At 66.9% G+C, this 12,748-nt stretch carries 11 protein-coding genes and 1 pseudogene; 5 read left to right on the top strand and 7 right to left on the bottom strand.

Annotated elements, in window-relative coordinates:
• Nucleotides 1–341 precede the first annotated feature (341 nt).
• The 5 genes from C404_RS60310 (at nucleotide 342) to C404_RS49095 (ending at nucleotide 4,589) form a co-directional block, all read left to right on the top strand.
• Nucleotides 342–629, top strand: coding sequence for a hypothetical protein (locus tag C404_RS60310; RefSeq protein ID WP_156667236.1), 288 nt, complete (start codon nucleotides 342–344; stop codon nucleotides 627–629).
• Between the two features lie 35 nt (nucleotides 630–664).
• Nucleotides 665–1,297 (top strand): LysE family translocator, encoded by a 633-nt coding sequence (locus tag C404_RS49110; RefSeq protein ID WP_021196165.1) that lies wholly within the window; start codon nucleotides 665–667, stop codon nucleotides 1,295–1,297.
• Between the two features lie 14 nt (nucleotides 1,298–1,311).
• Complete coding sequence (locus C404_RS49105) at nucleotides 1,312–2,505, top strand: low temperature requirement protein A (RefSeq protein ID WP_021196164.1); 1,194 nt, start codon at nucleotides 1,312–1,314, stop codon at nucleotides 2,503–2,505.
• A 100-nt stretch (nucleotides 2,506–2,605) separates the two neighbouring features.
• The gene (locus C404_RS49100) at nucleotides 2,606–3,313 is read left to right on the top strand and encodes a glutathione binding-like protein (RefSeq protein ID WP_021196163.1); all 708 of its coding nucleotides are present in this window, start codon (nucleotides 2,606–2,608) and stop codon (nucleotides 3,311–3,313) included.
• Between the two features lie 61 nt (nucleotides 3,314–3,374).
• On the top strand, nucleotides 3,375–4,589 hold the full coding sequence (locus C404_RS49095) for an MFS transporter (RefSeq protein WP_021196162.1): 1,215 nt from the start codon (nucleotides 3,375–3,377) through the stop codon (nucleotides 4,587–4,589).
• On the opposite strand, the gene C404_RS49090 is transcribed toward C404_RS49095, so the two are convergent.
• From C404_RS49090 to C404_RS49065, 7 genes and pseudogenes are all read right to left on the bottom strand, one after another.
• Entirely contained in the window at nucleotides 4,536–7,433 is a 2,898-nt protein-coding gene (locus C404_RS49090; protein WP_021196161.1) for a bpX6 domain-containing protein, read from the bottom strand. The genes C404_RS49095 and C404_RS49090 overlap by 54 nt on opposite strands.
• Nucleotides 7,420–9,267 carry a hypothetical protein gene (locus C404_RS49085; protein ID WP_021196160.1) on the bottom strand — a complete coding sequence of 616 codons (1,848 nt, stop codon included), beginning with the start codon at nucleotides 9,265–9,267 and terminating at the stop codon, nucleotides 7,420–7,422. The genes C404_RS49090 and C404_RS49085 overlap by 14 nt, the downstream gene beginning before the upstream one ends.
• A 10-nt stretch (nucleotides 9,268–9,277) precedes the next feature.
• A complete protein-coding gene (locus C404_RS49080; protein ID WP_021196159.1) occupies nucleotides 9,278–9,748 on the bottom strand; it encodes a bpX5 domain-containing protein in 471 nt (156 codons plus the stop codon).
• Nucleotides 9,749–9,750: 2 nt separating this feature from the next.
• Entirely contained in the window at nucleotides 9,751–10,872 is a 1,122-nt protein-coding gene (locus tag C404_RS49075) for an AAA family ATPase (RefSeq protein WP_021196158.1), read from the bottom strand.
• Nucleotides 10,873–10,951: 79 nt separating this feature from the next.
• The gene (locus C404_RS49070; RefSeq protein WP_021196157.1) at nucleotides 10,952–11,203 is read right to left on the bottom strand and encodes a hypothetical protein; all 252 of its coding nucleotides are present in this window, start codon (nucleotides 11,201–11,203) and stop codon (nucleotides 10,952–10,954) included.
• Nucleotides 11,204–11,213: 10 nt separating this feature from the next.
• Nucleotides 11,214–11,450, bottom strand: a pseudogene (locus C404_RS60710) (VOC family protein); the annotation flags it as partial.
• A 61-nt stretch (nucleotides 11,451–11,511) separates the two neighbouring features.
• Nucleotides 11,512–12,720: an aminotransferase-like domain-containing protein gene (locus C404_RS49065; protein ID WP_021196156.1), complete on the bottom strand. Its 1,209-nt coding sequence runs from the start codon at nucleotides 12,718–12,720 to the stop codon at nucleotides 11,512–11,514.
• Nucleotides 12,721–12,748: the final 28 nt, after the last annotated feature.

Here is a 12,748-nt window from a genome sequence, read left to right as displayed (position 1 = left end):
TTCATCCCCTGCCGGGGCTGACTCACTTTCTTTGTCTTGCCAAAGAAAGTAAGCAAAGAAAGGCGCGCCCAAGATGGCGACACATCCCTTGAATTTGTGTAACCGGGCGGAGACGGGGAAAACTCGCTGCGCTCAAACAGTTCCCCGTCTTTTTTCCGCCCGCTTACACAAATTCAAGGCGCCATCTAGGGCAGGGGTAAAGCACACCATCGAGTGCCAGTGCACTACTCCGTCTCGCTCATCCCCACTGCTCGCCGCTAGCCGCTAACCTTGCCCCTCACGTTAGGCACTCGCACCAACCGAGCCATGTCGCTCACGCTTGTTCCTCGCCGGTTTGGCCTTTGACGTTCCTGCCCTTGATGGCGCCTTGGATTTTTGTTGCGGGGAGGAAAAAGGAAGGAGCCTTGTCTGAGCGCAGCGAGTTTGGCTCCTTCCCCTCCCCGCGACAAAAATCCAAGGCGGGGGTCGCCATCTCGGGCGCGCCTTCTTTTGCTTACTTTTCTTGGCAAGACAAGAAAAGTGAGTCGGCCCCGGCAGGGGACGAAACAGCAGCAAACCACCAAGACCAAAACCCAAACCGCAAAAAAACCAATCTCCCCCGTTTGACGCCCCCAAAAATTCATGGATAACTGGCGGCTCATTCCCAAAAAACAGAGACACCACCATGACCCTCCACACCTGGCTGGCCTTCATCGGCGCCAGCATCATCATCCTGCTCATCCCCGGACCCACCATCCTGCTGGTGATTGGTGATTCGCTGGCCAACCGTGGCCGCTCGGCGTGGAGCACGGTGACCGGCGTGGCCGCCGGTGACACCACCGCCATGGCTGTGTCCCTGGCCGGTGCGGGCGCCCTGCTCGCCGCATCCGCCACGGCATTCACGGTGCTCAAGCTCATCGGCGGTTCGTACCTCGTCTACCTGGGCATCAAGTCCATCCTCAGCGCCCGCCGCCTGCGCGATGACGCGCCGGAAGCCACCATCCCCGTGCAGCAGAAGTCCGCGGGCCGCCGCTTCCTGTCCGCCTGGACGGTCACGGCGCTCAACCCCAAGAGCATCGTCTTCTTCGTCGCCTTTGTGCCGCAATTCATGTCGGCCGATCAGACCTTCCTGTCGCAAAGCGTGATCCTGCTGCCGACCTTCGTGTGCCTGGCCGCCGCCAATGCATCGATGTATGCGCTGGCCGCCAAGCTGCTCGCCAAGCGCCTGACCAGCGTGGCCGCACAGCGCCGCTTCGGCTACACCGGCGGCGCGGTGATGGTAGGCGCGGGCACGCTCACGCTCGGCATGCAAGCCTGATCACTGAGCCCCCGATGCCCCGCAGCTACCTCCGCCCCGCGCCCTCCGGCGCGCACGGCCACCACCGCGTCACCAACATCGAGCTGTTCTTCGATCTGGTGTTCGTCTTTGCGGTGACACAGCTCTCGCACCTGCTGATCGGCAACTTCACGCTCGAAGGCGGCGCGCAGGCGCTGCTGCTGATGCTGGCGGTGTGGTGGGTGTGGATCTTCACCTCGTGGGTCACCAACTGGCTCGACCCCGAGAAGCTTGCCATCCGCATCCTGATGCTGGTGCTGATGACGGCGGGGCTGCTGCTCTCCGCATCGCTGCCGCAGGCGTTTGGCTCGCGCGGACTGGCGTTTGCGCTGGCCTACGTGTTCATGCAGTTCGGGCGCACGCTGTTCTTCCTGTGGGCCGTGCGCCATGAATCGCTGAGCATGCGTCGCAACTTCCAGCGCATTGGCGTGTGGCTCGGCGCCTCGGCGGTGCTGTGGTTGATCGGCGGGCTGTCGGACGTGCCCGTGCGCTGGGTGTGCTGGATCCTCGCGCTGTCCATCGAATGGATTGGCCCGTCGACGGGCTTCTACACACCGGGCCTGGGCCGCTCGACCACCGACGACTGGAACGTGGAAGGCGGCCACATGGCCGAGCGCTGCTCGCTGTTCGTTCTCATCGCGCTGGGCGAGTCCGTCACGGTCACGGGCTCGACGTTTGCCGGACTCGACTGGAACGCCGCCAACATCGCGGCGATGGCGGTGTCATTCATCGGCAGCCTGGCGATGTGGTGGCTGTACTTCGACACGATTGCCGAGCGCGGCGCACACACCATGTCGCACTCGGCAGACCCGGGGCGCCTGGCACGGCTGGCGTACACCTACATCCACGTGGTGCTGGTGGCGGGCATCATCATTGGCGCCGTGGCCGATGAGTTTGTGCTCGCGCATCCGGTGGGCCATCCGCATGCGGGCGCGGCGCTGGCGGTGCTGGGCAGCGCGGGGCTGTATCTGCTGGGCAACCTGCTGTTCAAGTGGGCGATCTTTGGGCGGGTGCGTCCGGCGCATGTGGTCGGGCTGGTCGCGCTTGGAGCGGCCTGGCTAGTGGCGGATGGTTTGTCTGCGCTGACGGTGTCCACGCTCGCGACCGGGGTGCTGTGCGCCACCGCTGCATGGGAGTGGTATGCACGCTCGTGCGAGACGCCCGAGCCCGCGCAGGTGCACGGCCACTAAGCCAAGTGGCCACCCGGAAATTCCGATTTCTGGTCATTACAAAAGGCCACTCGCGCACCTAATCTGTCATCCAACACGACAGAAACACGAGGGCCCCGCCATGATCGACCTCTACTACTGCGCCACCCCCAACGGCCTGAAGATGGCGCTGTTCTTTGCCGAAACCGGTTTGCCGCACCGCGTCATCCCGGTGGATATCAGCCGGGGTGACCAGTTCAAGCCCGAATTCCTCGCCATCTCGCCCAACAACAAGATCCCGGCCATGGTCGATCACGACCCGGCCGAGGGCACCGAGCCCGTGGTGCTGTTCGAATCGGGCGCGATGCTGCTCTACCTGGCTGAAAAGACCGGCCAGCTGATGCCCACCGACCTGCACGGCCGCATGGAAGTGCTCAAGTGGCTGTTCTGGCAGGTGGGCGGCCTGGGCCCGATGGCCGGGCAGATCGGCCACTTCAACGTGTATGCCCCCGAGCGCGTGCCCTACGCCATCGACCGCTACACCAAAGAAACCAACCGCCTGTACGGCGTGCTCGACCGCCGCCTGGCCGATCGCCCGTACATTGCCGGCAACGACTACACCATCGCCGACATCGCGGCCTACCCGTGGATCGTGCCGCACGCCGGGCACGGGCAAGACCTGAGCGACTTCCCGCACCTGCAACGCTGGTTCGAGGCCGTTGGCGCACGCCCGGCCACCGAGCGCGCGTATGCCGGTGTCGAGCGCGCCTACTCGCGCCGCCGCGAAGACATCTCCGACGACGAGCGCAGCGTGTTGTTCGGCCAGACCGCCGACTCCACCGCGCGCTGATCCCTGCGGAGCCACACGCTCCGCCCCCCTCTCTGCTTTCCTCTTCTGACAGGAGCCGACCATGCCGGCATCGCTGTGGTGGTTGTGCCTGGGCGCGTTCGCCATCGGCACCGAAGGATTCATGATCGCCGGCCTGCTGCCGACGCTCGCCGCTGAACTGGGGGTGAGCGTGCCGGCGGCGGGGCAGCTCGTCACCGTGTTTGCCGTGACGTACGCCGTGGGCTCGCCCGTGATGGCGACGCTGCTGGGCAACGTTGACCGGCGCCGCGTGCTGATCGGCGCGCTGGCCATCTTTGCGGCAGGCAACCTGCTGGCCGCCAGTGCGCACGGCTTCGGGCAGTTGATGGCGGCGCGTGTGCTGCTGGCGCTGGCCGCAGGCGTGTTCCTGCCAACCGCCAATGCGGTGGCGACCTCGCTGGTATCGGCAGCGCGCAGCGGCACGGCGCTCGCCATCATCACGGGTGGCGGCACGGTGGCGGTGGCGCTGGGGGTGCCGCTGGGCGCGTGGATTGCCGCGCAAGGCGACTGGCGCTCGACCTTCGTGGCGTGCGGCGTGCTGTCTGCGCTGGCAACCGCGGGCCTCGCCTTTGGCTTGCCGCGCGCCCTGCCGCACAGCGTGACCACGCTGGCGCAGCGCCTGAGCGTGGCGCGCCGGCCCGGCATGCTGAGCGCGCTGGCCGTGTCGGCACTGTGGGCGGCGGGCGGCTTCACGTTCTACACGTATGTCGCGCCGTTCTTTGTGCAGGGGTTGGGTTTCCAGCCCCAGCATGTGGGCATCGTGCTGTTCCTGGTGGGCAGTTTTGCAGCGCTGGGCACCGGGTTGGGCGGGCACATGACGGACCGTGCTGGTGTAACCCGCGTGCTGGCCGTAAGCAGCGTGGGCATCGTGCTGGCGTTCTCGGTGCTGTCGCTATCGGCTCAGGTGCTGCATGGCACGGTTGCAGGCGCTGTCGCCATCGGTGCAGTTGTGCTGTGGGGCATGGCGGGCTGGGGCTTCGGGCCGGCGCAGGCGACGCGGCTGATCCGCTTAGCACCAGAGGTGTCGCCGATCACGCTGTCATTGCATGCATCGGCGGTGTATGTGGGGATTGCGCTGGGGTCGAGCGTGGGGGCGCTGGCATTGGCGCATGGGGGCCCGGGCATGCTGGGCTGGGCGGCAGCGGCGTGCCATTTGGTGGCGGTGGTGGTGTGGCGGATGGGCGGGCGGCATGAGCCAGCCCACCTACCGAATGGACAGCATCCGCACTTCGCCGCTGACCAGGTCGACGTGCACTAGACGGCCCGTCTCGTCAAAGGCCAGCCAGGCCTTCTCGGCAAAACGCTCGCACACCGCTTCAACCGCTGGCCAGCGCAGACGAACGCGGTCCGTGGCATTGCCGACCGCCTGCAGCCGGAACGTGCGGCAGCCATCCCCGGCCCGCAGTGACAACGTCAACCAGCCGACACCCAGGCGGAAACCAACCGGGCGCGCGTCGCCATCCTGCTCGAAACCGAGCAGGTGCCGGGTCGATGAACAGACATAGGGCAGCGATGGCACGCCGTCCGTCACTTGCATCGGGCCGACACGCACGCTCCCGTTGTTGGAATCCAGCAGCAGCGTCTCACCATCGGCCGGCGCGGCAATGTCGTCCCGTGCGAGCAACCTGCGCTGCGGCAGGCTGTAGCGCCAGAGCTGGTAGGCCGCCTGACTGGCCCGAATCAGCAGTTGTTCGAGATGCGGTGTCCGTGTGAACGCAACCACGTGACCCGGCAGGTCGGTCACTTGCCACAGGATGGCGCACGGCGTCTGGCTGACATCCAGCACACGCACATTCACATCATGCACAACAGTCCAAGCGATGCCGTCGAACTGCATGGCGCAATGGTCCATGGGCATCACACCCAGGTCCTGCACGCGGCGTGCCGCCAGCTCGATCCGGCTCACGCGCCAGAGATCACCGCGCCGCGCGAGGGCCAGTGCCACCTGACCACTATCCGCAATGACCAGCATCTCCGCCGGCACAGCAAACCGCGCCACCATCACGCCATGCGCGTTGACCACCGCCGCCCCGGCTTCGCCCAGCGCCACCAGATAGCGATCACCTTCAAGTGGTACGGCATCGAGAATCCCCCGGGTGCCTGCATCGGGAGCCTCTAGCTCCAGCGGCGGCGTCCGCCGATTGAGCGGCTCCGGCTGCTCAGGCACCGGCAGAGGTGCGTTTGGCAGATCCGCCTGCAGAAGGCGATCCCCCGTCAGATTGATCAGGTTCTGCACCATCTTCCGGTTCAGTGCGCCAACACCGCGAGCCTGGTCGGCCAAGACCGCCCCCATGACTGCACGGGCCAATGAGGCCAAGGCCGGCCCCTTCTTCTGCACGGCCAGCAGCGCCTGCACAAGCGCGGCCCGCTCGCGATGCCTGCCGCCGTCTTCTCGCAACGTCGACAGGTAACTCTCGTAGCGCGACAACGTGTCGGGCAGCAATTGCGCGCGCTGCACGAGGGCACGGGCGGCCAGCGTGCCGCCGTCCGCTTCTGCATGCTGCAGCCACTGCGCGGCCCGCTCGCGCGCTTCGGGCACCTGCCACGCAACATCGATCGCACCCAGCCAATCACCCTGGGCAGCCAGTGCCTGCGCCCATTCCAGCCTCAGTTGCCGCGCGGGGTCCGGCCACTTCTTTTCCAGCATCAGCACAGCGTTGGCAAAGGCACGGTCGCGGCGGGCCACCGCCACCGCAACACGCCAATCGCCGGCCAGACAGTACAGCCGCACGATCACGTCGGACGGACGATCCCAGGCGAGCGCCAGCTCGGCGGCCTGCTTGTAGCGCGCATGCTTCTCGAGATAGTCGAGCGCCTCCTGACGGCTTTGCAGCAACTCGGCCAGCACAAAGACGGCCTCATCGATGCGGCCCTCGCGATCGAGCTTCTCAAAGCTCTTGCGGTAAAGCTGCTTCAGATAGTTGCCGATCTCGTCCCCGAGATGGACGCTCGGCCCGGTGCCCAGTTGTCGGCTCAGCGCCAGGTCCCGACGTGCCTGCAGCGCGGCGAACGACTGGCCGAGTGAACCCTGCTCCCCACCCAGCGGGATCGCATGGCGCAGTGCCTCGTCCAACTGCCCATCTTCGAACAGCGCCATCATGCGACGCAGATACGCGGCATGCTGGCGGCCCAGCAGGTTGGAGACCCGCGTGAACAGCGCCGCCCGTGCAAGCCAGTCACGCCATCGCTGCGGCAATCGCTGACCGGCCCGCGCAGAGATGGTCCGGCCGGCCGGCGCTGTAGCCGCCGGGCGAGCCTGCTCCCGCGCCGGTCCGCCGCTGCCCGATGACGGCCTCTTGACTGACCATGGGTTTTTCACCAGCACCACGACGCACGCCACAACCCAGCCCAGCGCAAGGAGCCAGTCGTGCGCGACCGTGCTATTGCCATGCGATGCGGCGGGCGCGTCGGCATCGCGGAGCACGTAGGCCACCAGCGCGGCAACCACACCCACGCACAGCATCAGCGGCCACCATGCACGCCATCGGCCGGCCGACCGCTGCAGCGGCTGTGTGCTGGCTGGTGGCAGAGGCTGCGCAGATGCCGCCGCCTGCAGCTCGCGCAGGAACGACGCCTGCTGCGCACTGGCAGCCGGCACCTTGTCGCCGAGCAGCTTGCGCACGTCGGCCGTGCCGGCCCCGATCTCGACAACGGGCTCGGGCTGCGCAGTCCGGCAGTCATAGGTGTCCAGCAAGCCGTAGTCACCGGCAGCAATCCACTGGCTCGGGTCTTGCGGCACGGCGTCGCGCAGATGCAGCGACAGCACCCGCGCACCGGTCACGACCCAGACGTCGGCGACCGGCAGCGCGGCAGCCTCCGTGTCGCTGAGCATCGCCGACGAGAGCGTGCGGCCATGCAGGATGAGAGGCCAGCCGGGTAACGCTGCACTGTCGCACCGCTGCGGCGTCGCGAAGGACAGCAAGTCCCCCTGGGCAAACGAGAACGCGCGCGCACGCGGTTGCCAGTGGGCCAGCATGCGTCGACGCCGCGTGGGCAGATCGAACCAGTCCGCCGGAAACCACAGCCCTGCCACGTCCACATGGCCGCTGAGCGAGGGCTGCTGAACGATGCAGGATAGGTCGACCACGTCAGGCTGCCACATGATCCTCTCCTCTGCCCGACACCTGGGTGCGGATCAGCCGCTCCTTGATGGAATAGACGATCAACGTGCGGTCTTCCGTCAGCAGGGCCACCAGATCGCCGACCACAGAAACAGTGTGCTGCACGATGGGTGAGGCACTTGTGTACAAGACCTCGTCCGATGGGCCACCGTGGAGCGCCAGCCGGGTCCGGCTGGCATCGAGCGTGACTAGGCGTAGAACCGAACTGTCGAGCACCTGGGCGATCCCGATTGCACGCCATCCGGGCGGCAACCGCACCTCGGTGCTGCCGAACTCACCGGCGTCGCCCTGCACTGCTGGCTTGAACACCGTCCACACCTGTTCGGCAAGCTCGCCCCGCCGCACGGCACATGCCCCGAACTGTGCGCGCCAGAGCGCGCCGGCGCCGAAGAGGACCTCCGTCACGTCCGAAGCACTGCCCAAGCCCATCCGCTCGTGCGCGCCAGCGCCGCTCCATCGGCAGAGCACCAGGATGCCTTCGTCGTTGCGCAGATAGATCAATTGGCTGTCGTCTACCTGCGCCATTCCGAAGACTTGGGTCGCGAGGCATTGCGTCTGGGCATCGTCCGTACTGCCAATAGGGGCCGCGCCCATGCGCCAATAGACCAACCGCCCGGAACAATCGAGCATGCAGAAAAACTCACCATTCCGGCCATACAACCGGGCCGCGGGCAGCAGGCCCCGGCGCCCCGGCGGTGCGTCCAGGACTTCCCGCGAGGGCCGCGGCCGGGTGTCAATGTGACTCGGCATCCAGAGATGCAGCACACCCTCATGGCTGAGCAGCGCGCAGTAGCGCTTCCGGTAGAACGCTGCCGCCAGCGGTTGCGCCCCCGTCGGCCATAGGTTGCGACGTGCCTTGGCGGTGTGGATCTCCTTGGCCTTGGGAACATGAAACAGCATCACACCAGGCTCATCGAGCATCGGCACGGCAACATGCGTTCCGCCCAAGGAGATCTGCGGCGGATACAGCGTCGCCAGACGATGTGGGCTCACCCCGGGCGCCGCGGCCGAGACAAGTGTCTCTAGCTGGAACCCGCCCTTGAGCAGGCGAACGGCGGCCGCCGGTTCCGGCAATGCCACACGCTGCGTGCGTTCCGCCCGGCCAGCGCGGAGGTGCACGTCGATGCTGTTCTCCGTCAGTGCCGGACTGATGCGCACGGTGTGCGTCCACACGGGAGCTGCGCCGCTCCCGCCCGCGCCACCTTCATCGTCGTGACCGCCAATCCGCCAGCACTCGCCGGGGCGGGGGGCGTGTTCAGCCAGCCAGGTTTGCCAGGTGTGCAGATGTTCTGCAGTCGCACCGTCGTACGTGCGCGCCTTGAGCAGGCTGCGCAGATGCGACACCTCCGTGGCTTCGCGCAGCGCTGGGGCACCCTGCAGAATGCCCCAGCGCAATTCGCCACCCGCGTCGCGAGCACGGCGCGCCAGCAGGATCCACAGGGCCAGATGCGCCAGACGAGGCGCGCCCAGTTGGAACGGACCCGCATCGAACAAGGCGACGATCAAGCGGTCTGCCTGCGGTGCATGCGTCGGCGGCGCGAGAAACAGATGCTCACCCGCTGCGGCCCGGCGCAGGAATTCATCAGGCATGTCGTGCGCCAGCAGCCATTCGCTGGCCAGCAGCCGATCATAGGGGCCACGCCGGTTCAGGTTGCCAAGCCCGGCAGGCTCTTGCGTGCCCGCCAGCCGCGTCCCGAGAAACGCGCCCAACAACGGATGCAGCCGGCGCACCAGCGCGCCGACCTCCGGTTGGAGATCGGCGCCAAACCAGGCCAGCCAGTCGCGCCAGCGATGTAGAGACTCCGGAAGTTCCATCGATCGCGCCTCAGGTGTCGGCGGGCAGCCAATCCGCCCGGGTATGCCAATGGGCATCGATCTGTGCAAGCAGCGCTGCGGAGAGCGGCAGGGCACGATCAAGCGGCAGCACATAGGCAGGGCTGGGCCAGACCAGCAGGGGCTGCCGCACATACCTGCGGATCAGGGCCTGGGCCAACAGGTCGAATGGCACGTCCGGTTGTTGCAGCGTCGGCAGCCACAGTTGCGGCGCCTCCGGATGCGGTGCTGCATATTCGATGCCCTCCACCCATGGCAATGCAGAGGCGGCACCCATGACCACCAGCACGTCACGGCTGGCCGTCACCTGCAATCCACTCGATTCGGCCTCGATGTCACCCAAATGCGCACGCAAGCGCGCGTGCAGGCGCTTTGCGGCCGCCCCCCAAGCCACGGCGGCCTGCGGCGCGGCCGGCTGCGCTGCAGGCCGCCATGCCCATGACAATGCAGTGCCGTCCTGCATGCTCAGGATGCCGCGGCGCGGCGTGCCGCCAATTGATCGCGCAACGCCGCTAACTCCGACGGAAGCGTTTGCTCGGAATAGTTGGCATCGATCTCGCGCAGTAGTGCCTCTGCCTGGCCAGACTGCGGGCCCTCGCTGCTGTCGGCCAAGCACAGTTCGGCGGCAGCAACCAGGCGACCAACCCGCGACTGCGGCTGCATGGCGGCCTGCTCGGCAGCAAACGACAGGTGATGGCTCACCGCGCTGGCAAATTGGTCGCGCAGCACGTCACGTGCACTCTGTTGTGCGTCTTGCGTGGGCAAGGCATAGAACAGCGGCCAGAGATCGGCCTCGGTGGCCTGCAGCCGGCCAGCCAGCACGGCTGCCGCCGCTATCAGGCGCTGCGATTTCACGATCCGGCGATCCGACAGGGGAATGCCCGCTGCCCGGAGTTGGCGGATCGCATGGGCCAACCGCGGACGCACATCGTCAAGCTGCACATCGCGCACTGCCCGGCTCAGGGTGTCGAGATCCGCCATGCCCGCGTGCGAGGCCACGGCGCGCATCTCGGATTGCCAGCCGCCGGCCAGCATGGCCTCCAACTGGTGATCCGGCACGGGCTGCACGAACAGGTGAAGCAGGAAACGATCGCCGAAAGCGGCGAGCGATTCATCGTCGGGCAAGCCATTGGCGGCACCCACGCACACGCGCAGCGGGCAATCGATCTGCGTGTGGCCACGGCGGAAGCGCCGTTCGTTGAGCACGCCCAGCAGGGTGTTCAGGATGGCCGTGGAGCCCAGGAACACCTCGTCCAGGAACACGATCTCCGCCTCCGGCAGCATCCCGGTAACGTCGGTCTCGACGGTGCCCTCGCGCAGCTTCTTCAGGTCGACGGTGCCGAACAGTTCGGAGGGCTCGGTAAAGCGCCCGAGCAGGTATTCGAAGTAGCGCCCGCCCATAGCGTGAGCGACGCGGCGCACCACCGCACTCTTGGCCGTGCCCGGCGGCCCGACCACCAGCAGGTGCTCCTGGGCTACAGCGGCCAGGATCATCAGCTCGGCGAGTTGCTCTCGCCCGATCAGGCCGGACGTCGCCGAGCGGATGCTGTCATGGACGTGCCGTGCGGCGGATTGAAGAGACGTCATGGGTGGCGCCATTGGGTGGGAAGGAAACGGCATATTCTGCCGCATCACCGTGTCGCTTCCCATCACCCGCTGGTGGGCCTCAAATCCTTGCGACCGGCGCGTTGCGATTGCCCTCGCCTGCACGCCGGGCGCCACGCCGGTCTAGGTACGGCAGCACAAACATCACCAACCCCGTGATCATCAACAACACAAGCGGCAACAACGGCGCATACGTGATCCACGCGGGCGGCGTTCCGCGCGTCATGGCGACAAAGTTGGCGATGACCGCGAGCGTGAAGACCATCGACACCCAGCGGTGAAACTGGCGGAGTCCGGTGCGGGCGCTCTTCATTGACGTCTTTGGCACCCCCGGCAGCCTGGATCATCTTCCAGCCACTGCCGGCGGGGTCGCGAAAGCCGGCATCGGCGCGGGCGAAGCGCTCGACCGGCTCCTGCGTGAACTCGACACCGCGCGCACGCAGTTGCTCGTAGGTGGCGCGGCAGTCCGCCACGGTCAGCACCAGCGGCGGCATCGCGCGCAGCGTCTGCGCGGTGGCTTCATCGTGGATGGGTGGGCCTGGCTGGAACAGGCCAAATCGGTGAGGTGCACTGGCATCGTTGCCCGCGCCCTCACCTGCCGCCAGTCAGATCATCAGACGATCAGGCGACGGGCAGTTCGCGAATGGCACCTGCCAGCTTGGCAATGCCCTCTTCCACCTGCGCGAGCGACGAGGTGGCGTACGACAGGCGCAGCGTCGAGCGGTCCGGATCGACCGCGTAGAACGCCGCCCCCGGCACGAAGGCCACACCGCGCTCAATGGCGATCTTGGCCACATCCGCAGCGTTGCGGCCCGGCAGGCGGCCCCACAGGAACATGCCACCGCGCGGGCGGTTGAAAGTCAGTTCGCTCTCGGGCAGCAGCGCGCGCAGGCCATTGGCCATGGCGTGTGCACGCTCCGCGTAGGCAGCGCGCGTGCGCGGCAGCGCAGCGTCCAGGCGGTTGCTGCGCAGGTAGGCGGCCGCCGTGGCCTGTGCAAACGTGGAGGTGTGCGCATCGGCAAACTGCTTGACCATGACGGCGTTGCCCAGCAGCAGCGGCGGGGCGATCATCCAGCCCACGCGCAGCCCCGGCGCCATCACCTTCGACAGGCTACCCAGATAAACCACGCGGCCCTGTGCACCCTCGGTCTGCTGGGACAGCGCATACAGCGACGGCGGCGGCGGTGCATCGAAGTACAGCTCGCCGTACGGGTCGTCTTCGACGATCAGCAGGTTGTGACGCACGGCCAGTTGCAGCAGGCGCTGACGGCGCTCCAGGCTCATCAGCGCGCCGTTGGGGTTGCCAAAGTTGGGGATCACGTAGAGGAACTTCGGCTTGCTGGTGGCCAGCGTCTTTTCCAGCGCATCCACATCCAGGCCATCGGCATCGGTCGGCACGCCGGCCACCTTGGCGCCGTACAGCTTGAACGCCTGGATGGCGGCCAGGAAGGTTGGCGCTTCCACCAGCACCGTGTCGCCCTCGCCGATCAGCACCTTGCCCAGCAGGTCCAGGCCTTGCTGCGAGCCGGTGGTGACCAGGATGTCGGTGTTGACGATGCTGACGCCGCGCGCCTTCATCAACGTGACGATGGCCTCGCGCAGGGGTTCGAAGCCCTCGGTGGCGCCGTACTGCAGCGCGCGGGCGGCGTCGGCGGTGAGTGCGCTGTCGGCGGCGGCCTTCAGGCCTTCCACGTCAAACAGGGCCGAATCCGGAAAGCCGCCGGCAAACGAGATCAGGCCCGGCTTGCCGAGCACCTTGAAGAGTTCGCGAATGGCAGAGGTTTCAACGTTTTGCAGGCGCGGGGCCAGCAGCGATTGCAGGAAATCCATGGCGTGCGTGTCTCTATATGGTTCGAGT

The organism is Ralstonia sp. AU12-08, from assembly GCF_000442475.1.
GTDB classification, from domain to species: Bacteria; Pseudomonadota; Gammaproteobacteria; order Burkholderiales; family Burkholderiaceae; genus Ralstonia; species Ralstonia insidiosa.
This window is presented reverse-complemented; position numbering and strand designations above follow the sequence as displayed.

What these genes read in the sequence shown, in the direction of transcription:
- C404_RS49110 (WP_021196165.1), top strand. Translation starts at nt 665, where the DNA reads ATGACCCTCCACACCTGGCTGGCCTTCATCGGCGCCAGCATCATCATC.
- C404_RS49105 (WP_021196164.1), top strand. Translation starts at nt 1,312, where the DNA reads ATGCCCCGCAGCTACCTCCGCCCCGCGCCCTCCGGCGCGCACGGCCAC.
- C404_RS49100 (WP_021196163.1), top strand. Translation starts at nt 2,606, where the DNA reads ATGATCGACCTCTACTACTGCGCCACCCCCAACGGCCTGAAGATGGCG.
- C404_RS49095 (WP_021196162.1), top strand. Translation starts at nt 3,375, where the DNA reads ATGCCGGCATCGCTGTGGTGGTTGTGCCTGGGCGCGTTCGCCATCGGC.
- C404_RS49090 (WP_021196161.1), bottom strand. Translation starts at nt 7,433, where the DNA reads ATGTGGCAGCCTGACGTGGTCGACCTATCCTGCATCGTTCAGCAGCCC.
- C404_RS49085 (WP_021196160.1), bottom strand. Translation starts at nt 9,267, where the DNA reads ATGGAACTTCCGGAGTCTCTACATCGCTGGCGCGACTGGCTGGCCTGG.
- C404_RS49080 (WP_021196159.1), bottom strand. Translation starts at nt 9,748, where the DNA reads ATGCAGGACGGCACTGCATTGTCATGGGCATGGCGGCCTGCAGCGCAG.
- C404_RS49075 (WP_021196158.1), bottom strand. Translation starts at nt 10,872, where the DNA reads ATGACGTCTCTTCAATCCGCCGCACGGCACGTCCATGACAGCATCCGC.
- C404_RS49070 (WP_021196157.1), bottom strand. Translation starts at nt 11,203, where the DNA reads ATGAAGAGCGCCCGCACCGGACTCCGCCAGTTTCACCGCTGGGTGTCG.
- C404_RS49065 (WP_021196156.1), bottom strand. Translation starts at nt 12,720, where the DNA reads ATGGATTTCCTGCAATCGCTGCTGGCCCCGCGCCTGCAAAACGTTGAA.